This is a genomic window from Cytobacillus sp. FSL R5-0377 (assembly GCF_038004385.1).
Taxonomy (GTDB): Bacteria; Bacillota; Bacilli; order Bacillales; family Cytobacillaceae; genus Cytobacillus.
Genome location: NZ_JBBORA010000001.1, coordinates 3169848 through 3183121, shown reverse-complemented (window position 1 = coordinate 3183121; position 13274 = coordinate 3169848). Strand labels below are relative to the sequence as shown.

General features: G+C 41.5%; 17 protein-coding genes and 1 pseudogene. 7 read left to right on the top strand and 11 right to left on the bottom strand.

From position 1 onward, the window contains the following. Positions 1-26: 26 nt before the first annotated feature. The 4 genes from NSQ49_RS16205 to NSQ49_RS16190 form a co-directional block, all read right to left on the bottom strand. Positions 27-623 carry a sulfite oxidase-like oxidoreductase gene (locus NSQ49_RS16205; RefSeq protein ID WP_159867890.1) on the bottom strand — a complete coding sequence of 199 codons (597 nt, stop codon included), beginning with the start codon at positions 621-623 and terminating at the stop codon, positions 27-29. Between the two features lie 93 nt (positions 624-716). Beyond that, positions 717-2027, bottom strand: a complete 1311-nt coding sequence (locus NSQ49_RS16200) for a Na+/H+ antiporter family protein (protein WP_159867893.1) — start codon at positions 2025-2027, stop codon at positions 717-719. A 273-nt stretch (positions 2028-2300) separates the two neighbouring features. Continuing rightward, a complete protein-coding gene (locus NSQ49_RS16195; RefSeq protein ID WP_159867896.1) occupies positions 2301-3800 on the bottom strand; it encodes a leucyl aminopeptidase in 1500 nt (499 codons plus the stop codon). A gap of 75 nt (positions 3801-3875) precedes the next feature. Further along, complete coding sequence (locus NSQ49_RS16190) at positions 3876-4256, bottom strand: DUF309 domain-containing protein (RefSeq protein ID WP_159867899.1); 381 nt, start codon at positions 4254-4256, stop codon at positions 3876-3878. 113 nt (positions 4257-4369) lie between these two features. Between NSQ49_RS16190 and NSQ49_RS16185 the strand changes: the two genes are divergently transcribed. The 4 genes from NSQ49_RS16185 (at position 4370) to NSQ49_RS16170 (ending at position 6523) form a co-directional block, all read left to right on the top strand. Then, positions 4370-4939, top strand: a complete 570-nt coding sequence (locus NSQ49_RS16185; protein ID WP_236566272.1) for a hypothetical protein — start codon at positions 4370-4372, stop codon at positions 4937-4939. After that, positions 4905-5036 carry a hypothetical protein gene (locus tag NSQ49_RS16180; RefSeq protein ID WP_268891673.1) on the top strand — a complete coding sequence of 44 codons (132 nt, stop codon included), beginning with the start codon at positions 4905-4907 and terminating at the stop codon, positions 5034-5036. Before NSQ49_RS16185 ends, NSQ49_RS16180 begins: the two co-directional genes overlap by 35 nt. A gap of 213 nt (positions 5037-5249) precedes the next feature. Continuing rightward, positions 5250-5726 carry a divergent PAP2 family protein gene (locus NSQ49_RS16175; protein ID WP_251284839.1) on the top strand — a complete coding sequence of 159 codons (477 nt, stop codon included), beginning with the start codon at positions 5250-5252 and terminating at the stop codon, positions 5724-5726. A gap of 14 nt (positions 5727-5740) precedes the next feature. Then, positions 5741-6523: a cobalamin-binding protein gene (locus NSQ49_RS16170; RefSeq protein ID WP_159867905.1), complete on the top strand. Its 783-nt coding sequence runs from the start codon at positions 5741-5743 to the stop codon at positions 6521-6523. 52 nt (positions 6524-6575) lie between these two features. Here NSQ49_RS16170 and NSQ49_RS16165 read toward each other — a convergent pair whose 3' ends face one another. The 5 genes from NSQ49_RS16165 to NSQ49_RS16145 form a co-directional block, all read right to left on the bottom strand. Further along, positions 6576-7289 (bottom strand): 3D domain-containing protein, encoded by a 714-nt coding sequence (locus NSQ49_RS16165; protein ID WP_251284840.1) that lies wholly within the window; start codon positions 7287-7289, stop codon positions 6576-6578. 191 nt (positions 7290-7480) lie between these two features. Next, positions 7481-7804: a YuiB family protein gene (locus tag NSQ49_RS16160; RefSeq protein ID WP_159867911.1), complete on the bottom strand. Its 324-nt coding sequence runs from the start codon at positions 7802-7804 to the stop codon at positions 7481-7483. Between the two features lie 187 nt (positions 7805-7991). Then, complete coding sequence (locus NSQ49_RS16155) at positions 7992-8117, bottom strand: YuiA family protein (RefSeq protein ID WP_159867914.1); 126 nt, start codon at positions 8115-8117, stop codon at positions 7992-7994. A 160-nt stretch (positions 8118-8277) separates the two neighbouring features. Next, on the bottom strand, positions 8278-8769 hold the full coding sequence (locus tag NSQ49_RS16150; RefSeq protein WP_159867917.1) for an NUDIX domain-containing protein: 492 nt from the start codon (positions 8767-8769) through the stop codon (positions 8278-8280). Positions 8770-8869: 100 nt separating this feature from the next. Further along, complete coding sequence (locus tag NSQ49_RS16145; RefSeq protein WP_159867920.1) at positions 8870-10087, bottom strand: NAD(P)/FAD-dependent oxidoreductase; 1218 nt, start codon at positions 10085-10087, stop codon at positions 8870-8872. Positions 10088-10471: 384 nt separating this feature from the next. Here NSQ49_RS16145 and NSQ49_RS16140 point away from each other — a divergent pair, with 384 nt between their 5' ends. Beyond that, entirely contained in the window at positions 10472-11470 is a 999-nt protein-coding gene (locus tag NSQ49_RS16140) for an NAD(P)/FAD-dependent oxidoreductase (RefSeq protein WP_159867923.1), read from the top strand. A gap of 45 nt (positions 11471-11515) precedes the next feature. Here NSQ49_RS16140 and NSQ49_RS16135 read toward each other — a convergent pair whose 3' ends face one another. Further along, a complete protein-coding gene (locus NSQ49_RS16135; protein ID WP_251284841.1) occupies positions 11516-11878 on the bottom strand; it encodes a HesB/IscA family protein in 363 nt (120 codons plus the stop codon). A gap of 193 nt (positions 11879-12071) precedes the next feature. Here NSQ49_RS16135 and NSQ49_RS16130 point away from each other — a divergent pair, with 193 nt between their 5' ends. Both NSQ49_RS16130 and NSQ49_RS16125 read left to right on the top strand, forming a co-directional pair. Then, positions 12072-12296 (top strand): DUF2225 domain-containing protein, encoded by a 225-nt coding sequence (locus NSQ49_RS16130; RefSeq protein ID WP_251284842.1) that lies wholly within the window; start codon positions 12072-12074, stop codon positions 12294-12296. Positions 12297-12413: 117 nt separating this feature from the next. Further along, positions 12414-12683: pseudogene (locus NSQ49_RS16125) on the top strand (DUF2225 domain-containing protein); the annotation flags it as partial. Positions 12684-12791: 108 nt separating this feature from the next. On the opposite strand, the gene NSQ49_RS16120 reads toward NSQ49_RS16125, so the two are convergent. Next, a complete protein-coding gene (locus NSQ49_RS16120; RefSeq protein WP_035331977.1) occupies positions 12792-13031 on the bottom strand; it encodes a YuzB family protein in 240 nt (79 codons plus the stop codon). Between the last annotated feature and the right edge of the window lie 243 nt (positions 13032-13274).

The following is a 13274-nucleotide window of genomic DNA, read 5'->3' as shown; positions in this document are numbered from 1 at the left end:
AAAGCGTATCTACGCTTTTATCCTTACTAATCATCCCAGCTGAACCTCTGCTCACGAAAAGGGTCTCCATAGTTGTGATAGCCGTTATTTTCCCAAAATCCAGGCTTGTCGGTTTTAGAGAACTCAATGCCTCTAATCCACTTTGCACTTTTCCAAAAATACAGATGCGGAATCACGGCCCGCAGCGGAAATCCATGCTCGGGAGTAAGAGGCTCACCATTATGAGTATGTGCAAGAAGACTGGTGCTTTTTAAAAAATCCTTAATCGGGAGGTTTGTGGTCCATCCTTCTTCCGCGTGAAGAATTACAAAGCGGGCTGTTTCTTTTACACCTGCCCGCCTGCCAATCTCTGCGGCAGAGACTCCTTCCCAGACATTATCAAGCTTTGACCAGCCCGTCACACAGTGGATATCATTTTTGTACAGAGTCTGAGGCAGGTTCATTACCTCTTCATGCGATAAGGATAATTCCTTTTCCACTTCTCCAAATATGTTCAAATTCCAATCCTTCATATCCTTGTAGTATGGAACATTCCCATAATGCAATACAGGAAAGGCAGTGGTCACGTTTTGATTTGGCGGTACCCGGCCTGAGGTCTGTTTTCTGATCTTCCCAAAATACACTATAGCCACCTCCGTTTCTTTTTCTTTATCCTACCCTACTTTACAGGCTGATACCAATGAGAAAGCAGCCCCCATCCTGGAAGCTGCTCTCGATTATAAAATCATTGCCGCCAGCCATCCAAACAGGATGAGCGGAATATTATAATGCAGAAATGTCGGCACACACGTATCCCAGATATGATTATGCTGTCCATCTGCATTCAAGCCTGCTGTCGGTCCCAATGTACTGTCTGAAGCGGGGGAGCCTGCATCTCCAAGAGCTGCGGCTGTTCCAACTAAAGCAATCGTTGCCATTGGGCTAAAGCCGACCTCCAGTGAAAGGGGCACAAATATGGTTGCAATAATCGGGATTGTTGAGAATGAGGAACCAATGCCCATTGTAACCAGTAATCCGACTAGAAGCATTAGCAATGCTGCAAGTGATTTATTATTGCCAATTACTTCTGCAGCCTGTTCAACAAGACTTTCAACATCGCCCGTTTCTTTTAATACATCAGCAAATCCGAATGCAGCCAGCATAACAAATCCAATGAATGCCATCATCTTCATACCCTCAGTTAAAAGCTGATCTGCCTCGTTCCACTTAATTGCACCGCTGATATAAATAACTAAAATACCTGTCAGGGCTCCGAAGATCATCGAATCAAGCTGCAGCTGGACTATGAGAGCTGCTGCAATCCCAATGAGTGAAAAAATGATGCCCTTTTTTGAGTAATTGCCTTTTTCCGTTTCAATTAATTCTGAGGGGCGATAATTCCTCTTTTTACGGTAAACAAACAATGCAACTATTAAGCCAGCCGCCATGCCGGCTACAGGAATAAGCATAGCCTTTGGAATATCAGCCATTTCCACTGCCAGCCCGCTGTTCTCCATATTTTCTGCGAGTATTCCCTGAAATATTTGACCAAAGCCTGCAGGAAGCAAAATATACGGAGCGGTCAAACCAAATGTCAGTACAGACGCGATCAGACGCCGGTCTATTTGAAGCTCATTCATAACCTTTAATAATGGCGGAATCAAAATAGGGATAAACGCGATATGAATAGGTATTAAATTTTGAGAAAAAATGGACATTAATAAAATAGAAAAAACGATGAGTGCCTTTGATAATGATTTCCCTCTGGGCTCCCCATCTTTCCCGACCTTGTCCAGGACCCATTCCACTAATAGATTCGGAAGTCCAGTTGCGGAAATGGCTAAGGCAAAGCCGCCCAATAGCGCATAACTCAACGCAACTTCTGCACTGCCTCCAAGTCCATTTGAAAAAACTTCAATTGTCTTATCTATACTTAATCCGCCTGCGAGCCCGCCTGCCAATGCACCTGCCACAAGAGCAAGAACCACATTGACGCGCAGAAGGCTTAGAACAAGCATGATCAACACTGCAAGTATAACTGCATTCATGATGTAACCCTCTTTCTATGCGTATGTTTCCATTTACTTTAATCTGCTAAATTGGTAGAGAACTAAAACACATGTATTAAACTATCATATCTCCCCTTTTTATGTCAATGATTTTAGGCAGATTCAGAAATGGGGGTTTAGGCCAGGATAGCTGTTAGGTTAGAATTTCATGTAATTTACCGGTAGATTGTATTTCCGCACCTTATGTTAATTATGGATAAAAATCCGCATAAAAAAACTCCGGATTTCTCCAGAGTTTTGAATTCATCTTTATTACACTTCAAACCTTTCAACCAATAGCGCCAATGTACGAACCATAACGCCTGTCGCACCATCTGGTCCAAGATCATGGCTTTTTGATGTCGTGGCTGTACCTGCAATATCGAGATGCACCCATGGTGTGTCTTCGGCAAATTCACCGACAAAACCTCCGCCCATGATCGCATGACCCGCACGTCCTGGTGAATTGTTCAGATCTGCCATTTTGCTGCTTCTGATTCTTTCTTTATCTTTTTCAAAAAGAGGCAGACGCCAGATAGGTTCGCCAGCTTCATAGGACGCTTCCAGCACCTGTTCAAACCATTCTTCATTATTCGTTAATGCACCTGTTGTTTCTTCACCCAGCGCCACAATCACACCGCCAGTCAGGGTTGCAACATCCACCAGGTAATCCGCTCCATGATGCTTCGCATATGTTATTGCATCAGCAAGTGCCAGACGTCCTTCTGCATCTGTGTTAAGGACTTCAATGGTTTTTCCGCTCATAGAGGTAATGACATCATCGGGCTTAAACGCAGTTCCGCTCACCATATTATCTGTAGAAGGAATGACGGCGACAACATTCTGTTCAGGCTTCAATTCTCCGATGACTTCCATTGCCCCAAGTACGGCCGCTGCACCGCCCATATCGGTTTTCATGCCCACAATGCCGTCCTTCGGCTTTATGGAATAGCCCCCTGTATCGAACGTGATTCCTTTGCCGACAAGGCCGATAACATCCTTCCATTCTTCCTTGCCCTGATATTTTAAAACAATCATCTTAGGAGGCTCTGCCGATCCCTGATTTACCGCCAAAAGAGCACCCATGCCAAGCTTAAGCATGTCTTCTTTTTCGAGGATTTCCACTTCAAATCCATATCTCCACGCCAATTCAGATGAGTAATTTGCCAAATCGGTGGCAGTCAGCATATTGCCTGGCAGATTGACCAATGTTCGGGCTGAATTCGTTCCTTTCCCGTGTGCATATCCAACCGTAAGAGAAGCCTTCACATCTTCCTCATCTGCCGCTTCGCAATAAACGGCAATATTCTCAATTTCTTTTTCCGGTTCATTTGATTTCTGTTTGTAATCTTCAAACTTATAGGTGGAAAGGGCAAAAGCCTCGCTTAGGGCATGGGCTGCATCCAGTGCTTCTACATTTCCCCCAATAAAAGTATCAAGACAAACACCGGCATTTTGAAGCTTGGACGATTTCACTTCCTTGAATGCCTTTCCAAACGCTTCACGTAACCCTTCAAAGCAAAATTCTTTTTCTTTCCCAAGACCTATTGTAATCAATCGTTTGGCCCCAATTTTTCCAAATGTATGTATTTTTGCAATGGCCTTTTTCTTGGCGGATATATCGCCGCTCTTCACAAGCTCTGTCAGATGGCCTTGAAACTGTTCATCTGCACGGGCAAGTATTCCTTCAAATCTGGCTGACTTATCAAAAACACCAACAATCAGGCATTCCTGTTCTGCTGTAACGTCAATTTCTCTTTTAACCGAAAACATACTGGCACCCCCACATAATCTACTGTTCACTTTATTATATCGAAAATACTGAATTATTTCGACTATCTAAGTGCTTCATGAATCTTCCAGATACAATACCAGCTGAGGCAATTTAGGAAGACTGCCGACCTTTTCAAATGGAAGCCTTTCGATATCTTCAGGAAATATGGAGAGGCATTCTTCAATAAACCCATACACATGCTCAAGATCCAGTCCCCAATGTCTGGGCCGGTATGCCTGCAAATATTCATGTGCAGCCTGCATCATCAGCCTCGCACCTTTGACATTGCCATATTCATAATGATAAATGCTGACGCTCATCTGGAGCAGGCCTTTAAAAAACAAATTGCCTTTATCAGTCATCCACATTTCTTCAAGAAGATCATGACAGGTATAGTAATCACCTTCATTGAAACTGACAAAGAATTCGTAGTATTCAAGAGGGTAATCTTCCATGAAATCACTCCATCTTCGGACTTGGTTGTACTGATCATTTTAACAAAAAGAAAAGGTATTAAATATATTCTTTCATAATTGGGTAAGAAAATAGAAACAGAAAGGAGAAGGTTATGGATCCTCTATTGTTTGCCGCTTTTACTTCTGGATATATCCTGCTATTTATTTGGGCCATTTTCACTGTAAAGAACAGCGGACCTGTTAGTGCTGCCTTCCTGCTGCCTGTAATTCTCGGTTTGATTTACGATAATGGGATTCTTGCTGCTGGGCATTTAATCGGGGCGGGAAGCACTCTTAAGCTACTGAATTATGCCCGATTCTGGATTCACGCTCTATTTACGCCTCTTCTTGTTCTATATTCCTGGCATACTTTAAAACAAGCTGATATTGATTGGGCAAAAACAGGCAAACTAAAATGGGCTGCATCCCTGCTTACTGCCGGATTAATTGTTCTGGAGCTTATTACCGAAGTTTTCAGTCTTGTACTGAAAGAGAAATGGGAATATGGGGCTCTAAGCTATTCAAACGCCGAAGCGCAGAGCGGCCCTCCGATAATGGTACTGATCGTTTCCGCTGTATTGCTGGCTGCATCTATAGTGTTTTGGCGCAAGCAGGGGTGGGTCTGGTTTTTTGCAGGGGGCCGTCTTGATGATTATCGGAAGCGCCATAGATTTTCCCATTGAAAGTGCCGCGGCCGTGAATGCCTTTGAATGGATTCTGTTGCTTTCACTGACAGCAACAGCGTATTATCAAAAAAAGCGTTATTTAACAGAAACTTAAAACAGCTCCTCTTGCAGGAAGGACCAATCTATTGGAGAATATTAGTTAGTATAACTTTACGCAGCTCTTATTGTGCTAAGTACAAGGCCAGATAGATTTTGTACACAGGCTGCTGAATTGGGATGGGTTGTGTCCGAAAACCAGCTCTACTTCGCACTATGAAAGCAAAAAAAAGCAAATGCAGAGTATCATACAACTCAAAGGTGGTCTCACATGGAATTAATGACAAATTTCCCTCTATGGTCTGCTTTGGCAGCCATCTTCTTTGCCCAATTTGTAAAAGTGCCCATTCAATTTATTGCCACCCGAAGAGTGGATTGGTCCCTTTTAACAAGTACAGGCGGAATGCCCAGTTCACATTCCGCTGCAGTAACTGCCCTTTCAACCGGGGTGGCACTTGAAACCGGTATGGATTCCGCTGTTTTTGCTGTTTCTGCCGTTTTTGCCATTATAACGATGTTTGATGCTACCGGGGTGCGGCGTCAAGCAGGGGAACAGGCGATAGTATTAAACCAGCTTGTTGCCGACTTCAATAAATTTGTTGAAGAAGCAAAGACATGGCAGAAAAAAGCTGGCCAGGAAAAACAGAAAGAATTGAAGGAGCTGCTGGGCCATAAACCGATAGAAGTCCTTTTTGGCGGTCTGACGGGAATCCTATTAACTTTGGGGCTTCATTATTTATTTTCCTAAAGGTTGTGATATGAATGAAAATCCTTTCCTTATGCCCAAGCAATACGGAATTGGTGGAATACTTGGGATTGACTGATATGTTAGCGGGTGTGGACGATTATTCTGATTGGCCGGAGCAAATTTTCAAATTGCCTAGGCTGGGTCCTGACTTGTCTATTAATATGGATAAAGTGGAGGAATTGAAACCGGACCTTGTGCTTGCTTCCCTAAGCGTACCCGGCATGGAAAAGAATGTAACAGAGCTTAAAAAAAGGCAAATTCCCCATATTGTCTTAAATCCCCAAAGTCTCACAGATATTGCAAATGACCTGGTTTTTACAGCTGAAAAAATCGGGAGGCCTGAGAGAGGAATTTTGGCCGCTAAACAGTTTACCGAGAAAATAGAGGAGCTGAAGGCCATCTCTAGCAGGATTGAGAAAAAACCAAGCCTATATTGGGAATGGTGGCCAAAACCTGTATTTACACCAGGCAAGGTCAATTGGCTGACGGAAATCAGTGAGATAGCCGGGGGACGGAATTTATTTGCTGATGTAGAACTTGCCAGTGTACAGACTGATTGGGAGGATGTCCTGAATCGGCAGCCGGATTATATTTGTCTCGCCTGGGTAGGTGTCAGAAGAGAAAAGGTAAATCCGGAAATTGTCTTGAAACGCCCAGGCTGGAGTGAAATGGAAGCAGTAAAACAGAACAAAATCCTGGTTCTGGAAGAAGAACTGTATTGCAGGCCTTCGCCGCGGCTGATTGAAGGGGCTGTAAAATTAGCAGAAAAGATTCATCGCCAGACATTTTCTATTTGATAATACAAAAAGGCAAATCCGCTCATACATCGGATTTGCCTGTATCTACTGGTTATTTTTTCTCGGATTTAATATATTGCTGTCTGAAGACCTGCATGGCTTCATTTTCATTCAGTAACCTTAAATCTTCTTCCGTCAGGGTACCGTCGCCCATTTCAACGATATAAACATCGAGCGTTCTCTTTCCCCAATTATTATATACATCATCAACAGTTTCATAATAGAGATCTAATTTATTCCCCTTAATGGCACCGCCTTTATCTGCCACAACACCGTACCCATAATCAGGAATAAACAGGATTGTTCCAATTGGAAAAACATTTAAATCTGCTGCGACTGTAGAATATAAATCTCTCTTTACTTTAACACCTGAGTATGTAATGCCAAAGGACGGATGATCCGGATTTTTGCCTGTCGACTCATAAAAAGCGGTATATCCGGTAGCAATTACTTGTCTTTTTTGATATTGCGACCAGTCAATTGAATCCTCCAATGTCGGAGTCTGTTCAATTGCCACAGCTTCACTCGCAGAAATCTTCGTTTCCAGGCTCACGGCCTGCTTCAAAACCTTAAATGCTACGCCAACCGATTTTAATGTATGTTCAAATTTTGAATTTCCATCTTCAGCAGATTGTTCAGCATTTTGCTGCAGCTGAACAATTGATCTTGCTTCCACTCCGGAAATCGAATGGAAAGTTGTCAATAATGCACCTATAAATAAGGCAGACATTACTGTACGTTTCATCCATTTTGTAAATTTGTTCATCTTTTACACTCCTCCCAAAGTTAGTCATTTCCCTTATTCAGGGGAAATATTCATAACTTATGGAAGAGACGTCCTTCCAGCAGCCGTTTTCAGAAGGAATAAAGCCAGTAATGCCATAGGCTTGGCCAATTTGACCACACTAATCAAAAAAATAAAAAATCCCTGCATCCAGCAGAGATTTCATCACCCATTTAAAACATCCGATATCCTTTTTTACGGAGCAGTTTAATCGTAATTCCGGCAACAATGGCGCCTGCCATTCCGCTGCTGAGTATAAGTATGTCAGCCAGAGCGAGGCTCGACAATTCAATACCAAGACTGGAAAATGATTCCCCCGGTTTTTGAAAATACTCAATGAAACGAACTTTATCGATGATAAAGATGGCAATAACCGGATAAATAATAGCCATAATCCAAGACATTCTTAAGAGCATATTTAAAATAAAACCTATCCCAAAAAAAAGCACAAAAAACAGAAGCATGGAAATAGGCAAAACGAAAATCGTCATCTGCATGAACTTGTTTCCTCCCTTAGCACATCAATAATTAGTGTACTTTAATGTGGATTGGGGAGTCAACAAGAAAAGCAGTTAGCGCCTTGTCCTCGAGGAGGCAGGCGCTGGAGCTAAACAATTATCTAACTTCACAATTTATAGACTTGCTTTAAAAAGAAAAACTTCGCATCTCGCGAAGTTTTAAAGTTTATTCCTTTTTCTTGCCTGTTCCGCCGCAGCAGCTGCAGGTTTCAGATCCGCCTAATAGTAGTTGAAAATACCCTTTGCCTGAACAATACATACACTCTTTGTTTTCATATTTCTTAGCTGTCATTTCATTCATCTCCTTTTGATTTTTGTAACTGAATTTTCTGATAATATATCAAGGATCTGAATAAATGAAAAGCTCCGTATTTCATGAAAAACTATCATTGGAAACGCATACAAGCAATATATACTTCTGTTTTCTCGCTCTATCTTTAAATTTCAGAAAATTATAAAAATAATTTATATGCAGTGTAACCGAAAGTATCCCCGGGATTAATTCCGTCAATTAATGTTTTTATAGACGAATCCGAAGAATCCAATATGTATTTTAGAATAACTGATGCATTCGGGTCATCTGCAAGCTCTTTGGGTCTTCGAAACTGTACATCGAAAAGCTCACTTTCCTGAACCTTTAATGATTGTTCAGGCTCAGCTTCAAGCAAAAACAAGATCATATTATCACTGACTTCCCCTTTTATAACACCTGTGCGCAGCCCAAGCATGCCTTTCACTGTACATTTTATTCCCGTTTCCTCTTCTACCTCCCGGACTGCAGCTTCATCAGCAGTTTCGCCCGGTTCTACAAACCCAGCCGGCAGAGACCATTTACCTTTAAGGCCACCATATTTCTTTTTAACTACAAGCCAGTTGCCTTCAGGAGAAATTACGAGCCCGGAAACCGCAAGCCACACTTTTCCCCTTTTATGTTCGACTCCCATTCAAATCCCCCCTTTTACATAATTCTATCACGAAAAATCCCCATTAAAAAAAGGGACAGACTTTAGAGTCCGTCCCCTTATATAAATAATTGCTGACTGATTAAAGAACGTTGAATTTACCTTTTTTCAATACAAGAGAAGGTCCGCCAACCATGTAAAGAGCACGGTTATCGATCATCTTCTTCATGAATGAAGCTTTAGTTCCAACCATTTTCTTTCCAAATGCCACACCGATTGCATCGTGTTCACCAAGAGAACAAACAGTACCTTTAATATCCGGTGTAAACGTTTCAAGGTCAGTTTTATTGCGGATTAAAGCAGTAATGTTTCTTGCACATACTTCACCCTGCTGCATAGCAATTTGGGCAGTAGGAGGGTATGGACGGTTGATTTCTTCATTGATAATTAATGAGCAGTCTCCGATGATAAACATATTATCATGGCCAGGAGCGCGCAAGTCAGGCTGAACTTTTACACGGCCGCGCATTGCTTCGATGCCGGATTTTTCAATAATAGAATTTCCGCGTACACCTGCAGCCCAGACAACTGTTGCAGCTTTGATTTCTTCTACTTCATCTTCACCCTTGCCAACGATGATTCCTTCAGGAGTAGCTTCTTTAATAGCCGTTCCGATCATAAATTGAACGCCTTTTTTCTCCAAGTGGGATACAGCGTAATTAACAAGCTCAGGATCAAAGCCTGGAAGAACCATTGGAGCTGCTTCCACGCAAATGATTTTCACTTTATGATAATCCACATCATATTCTTTGCAAAGCTCAGGTACACGGTTAGCCAATTCACCAAGGAATTCAATGCCAGTGAAGCCTGCACCGCCGACAACAATTGTCAGGCGCTCGTCTTTCTTCTCGGCTTCTGTATTATAAGTGGCAAATTGATATTCGATATGCTCGCGGATCTGACGGGCAGCATTTACATTGACAATTGAAAATGCATGTTCCTTAAGTCCTTTAATACCGAATGTTTCCGGTTCGGCACCAAGAGCAACAACCAGATAATCATACTCAATTTCGCCGTTTTCCAAAATGACTTTCTTTTCTTCAGCTTTAATTTCAAGAGCAGTGCCCTGAACGAATTCAACTTTGTTGCGGTCAATAACATCTTTTATATCATAGCGTACACGATCATGATGAAGTGTTCCGGCAGATGCCTCGTGCAGCCATGTTGTTTCATAATGGTAGTCATTCTTGTTCACTAAAACGATTTCCGCTTCGTTTGTTCCTACAGATTTCTGCAGACGGGTTGCAACCATCAAACCGCCGTAGCCCCCACCGAGGATTACAATCTTTGGCTTTCTCAAGTGTATCACTTCCACCTTTTTTAAGTATTTTCTAATGTTTTCTTATCTTCCTCTGCTTTATATTTTTTATAGCAAAAAACATAAAAAAACTTTGTGATTTTATTCACGAACTAATTCAAAAAAACACAAAAAAAATTGTCATAAAATATTAACATTATTCCTCCATTAATCTTATGCTACTTCATATACTTTTTCAACCCTAAAAAAATAGACGAAAAACTTAAAAATTTTAGGAAAAATTTAAAAAATATTCGTGTTTCTATTTCATGTGTCCTCTTGAAGTCTTCCGATTATTCATAATATTTACCTCTATTCGTGAGGTTTCAAACGATATATGTTAAAATAAAGAATGGAATTTTTAATACATACGTGGGGGGATATTGCATGAAAGAAGATCAAAAAGTGTATGACATAACCATCATTGGCGGGGGGCCAACTGGTTTATTCACTGCTTTTTACGGGGGCATGAGACAAGCATCAGTAAAAATTATTGAAAGCTTGCCTCAGCTTGGGGGACAGTTATCTGCTCTTTATCCTGAAAAATACATATACGATGTTGCCGGATTCCCGAAAGTCCGCGCCCAGGAATTGATTGATAATCTTAAGGAACAAATGGCTAAATTCGAGCCCACTGTATCACTTGAGCAATCTGTTGAAAAACTTGAAAAGCAGGCTGATGGAACATTCAAGCTTACAACCAATAAAGAAGTGCATTATTCAAAAACCATTATTATCACTGCCGGCAATGGCGCGTTCCAGCCTCGCCGTCTTGAACTTGATAGCGCCGTGCAGTACGAAGGCAAGAACCTTCATTACTTTATTGATGATTTAAATCAATTCGCCGGCAAAAAAGTAGTTGTGTTCGGCGGAGGGGACTCTGCTGTGGACTGGGCATTAATGCTTGAGCCTATCGCTGAGAAAGTCACGATTATTCATCGCCGAGATAAATTCCGTGCGCATGAGCACAGTGTAGAAAATCTGCAGAACTCTAAAGTTGAAATTAAAACACCTTATATTCCTGCTGAGCTTATTGGTGACAGTGAAGGAATTAGCCAAGTCGTACTTGAAGGTGTGGCTTCAAAGGAGAAAGAAGTTTTTGATGTTGATGCTGTCATCGTTAACTACGGATTCGTTTCCTCCCTTGGCCCAATTAAGGAATGGGGTCTTGATATCGAAAAGAACTCCATCGTGGTTAACTCCAGAATGGAAACAAATATCGAAGGCATTTATGCGGCCGGCGATATCTGCACATACGACGGGAAGGTTAAGCTTATTGCCTGTGGTTTCGGTGAAGCGCCAACTGCCGTCAATCACGCAAAATCCTACATTGATCCAAAAGCGAAAGTGCAGCCAATGCACAGTTCTTCTTTGTTTGGGAAATAAAATAGGAAAAGGACGGCCCATTTGGGACCGTCCTTTTTATGTTATTTAACACTCTTCCGGTGTACCTGTATTTGCAGCTGTGCGGAAAGAAGATCCGCAGCCGCAGTTTGCTATGGCATTGGGATTGTCGATTGTGAATCCGCCGCCCATCATGGATTGTTTATAATCAATTTTTGTGCCATTCAAGATAGGTGCGTCTTCCTTGCTGACAAGAACCTGAATTCCATAGTGTTCTGACTGGATATCCCCTTCCTCGACTTCGTGCGCAAACCCCATTCCATAGGAAAGCCCGCTGCACCCGCCTCCTTTAACGGCTACACGCAAGAACGCTTCTTCTTCCTCATTTTGCTTCATCATTTCTTTTATATGCAAAGCTGCTGCTTCTGTTATATCCACCACTTTTTCCATGTTATTCCCTCCTGTCATATAAGGATACTTCTATAAACATAGTATATACAGTAAAGTGCATGTGCTCAACTTAAGCGGCTTTTACATTTTCTAATTTTTCTGTGACACATTCTAATAATAGAGCTTTATACCCGATTACCCAAGACAATAATGGCACAATAGTCTCATTAAACATCCCCGGAGTTGGCATGCTATGCAGCAATTAAAGCCTACTTATGACAACAACTGCAAATGCAGTGTCTGCAAACAGAGTTTCACCACTAAAAAACTCCGCTCCAGATTTGTAAAAGCAGCTGATTTTGACAGTGATTTCTGTCCTATTTATGCTGATGCAAGCATGAACCCTCTTTTATATCATTTCGGATACTCAGAATCGGAAGATTTTTCTCCTTATTTCCCGCCGGAATCCCTGGAATAATTCATTCTCCAAATTGTAAAAGCCTGGAATCCTCAGGATTTTTGCCAGGATAGATCCATTCATGCTGCAGTAAGCCCCTATAAACTGGCTATATATTGAGGAACTTTAAAAAGGGAGAAGCATATTATAATGGCTGGGTTACATGTCAGACTCGCCTGGCTTTTCCGGATTATGCAGAATAATGATCAGGAACAGCGCTTTTTGAAACTGGCTCTAAAGAAATATTTTGAGTCTTTAATGTCAGATGATTTTAGGGGATCATCTATGTCTGAAACGAGGATTTATTATCTGATTGGGGAGCTTTCCCGAAGGACACGTCAGTCTGAACAGGCTCTTAAATATTTTTCAAAAGGAATTGAACTGCAAAGCCGCTCCACTGAGCCATAAATCATTGAAATGGCAAGAGAGCGCTGGTATGAAATGAGGCATGAACAAAAACCTGCCGCTAACTAAGGAATATGAAAAGGAGCGAAATTTACTCGCTCCTTTTCTATATTAAAACATCGGATTTTCATCCAGGTATTGATATATATTTTCAACCAGTTCATCTGGTGTTTCTCCAGTTACCACTTCTCCGTTCACAAGTGCAAATAGAGTGCTTGCACATTTGCCGCAATACCCTAGACAGCCATATTCGATGACATCCAGATCATAATCCTTTTCCAGCTGTTCGAGCGCTTTTTGAGAGCCGCTGGCCAAATTGCTGATGCAAAATTCGATGATTGGCTTAATCACATCTTTCACCTCTCTACCCTGTTAATGCTACCTTTTTTACCCGAATTCTGCAAGAAAGTGATTCCGCTAATTTCTTTTATAAGTATGCATAATTACCACTACATGTCGTTTATTGTCAAGTTCTCTGCTGATTTGTGTTGTGATTTTGCCGCAATTTCGTTATACTTTTTATGGGTTTGAGGTTAATAATATCATTTATTTGTTTTTTCAAGATAATTAAAAACATTTATTTAGATTCGGCAA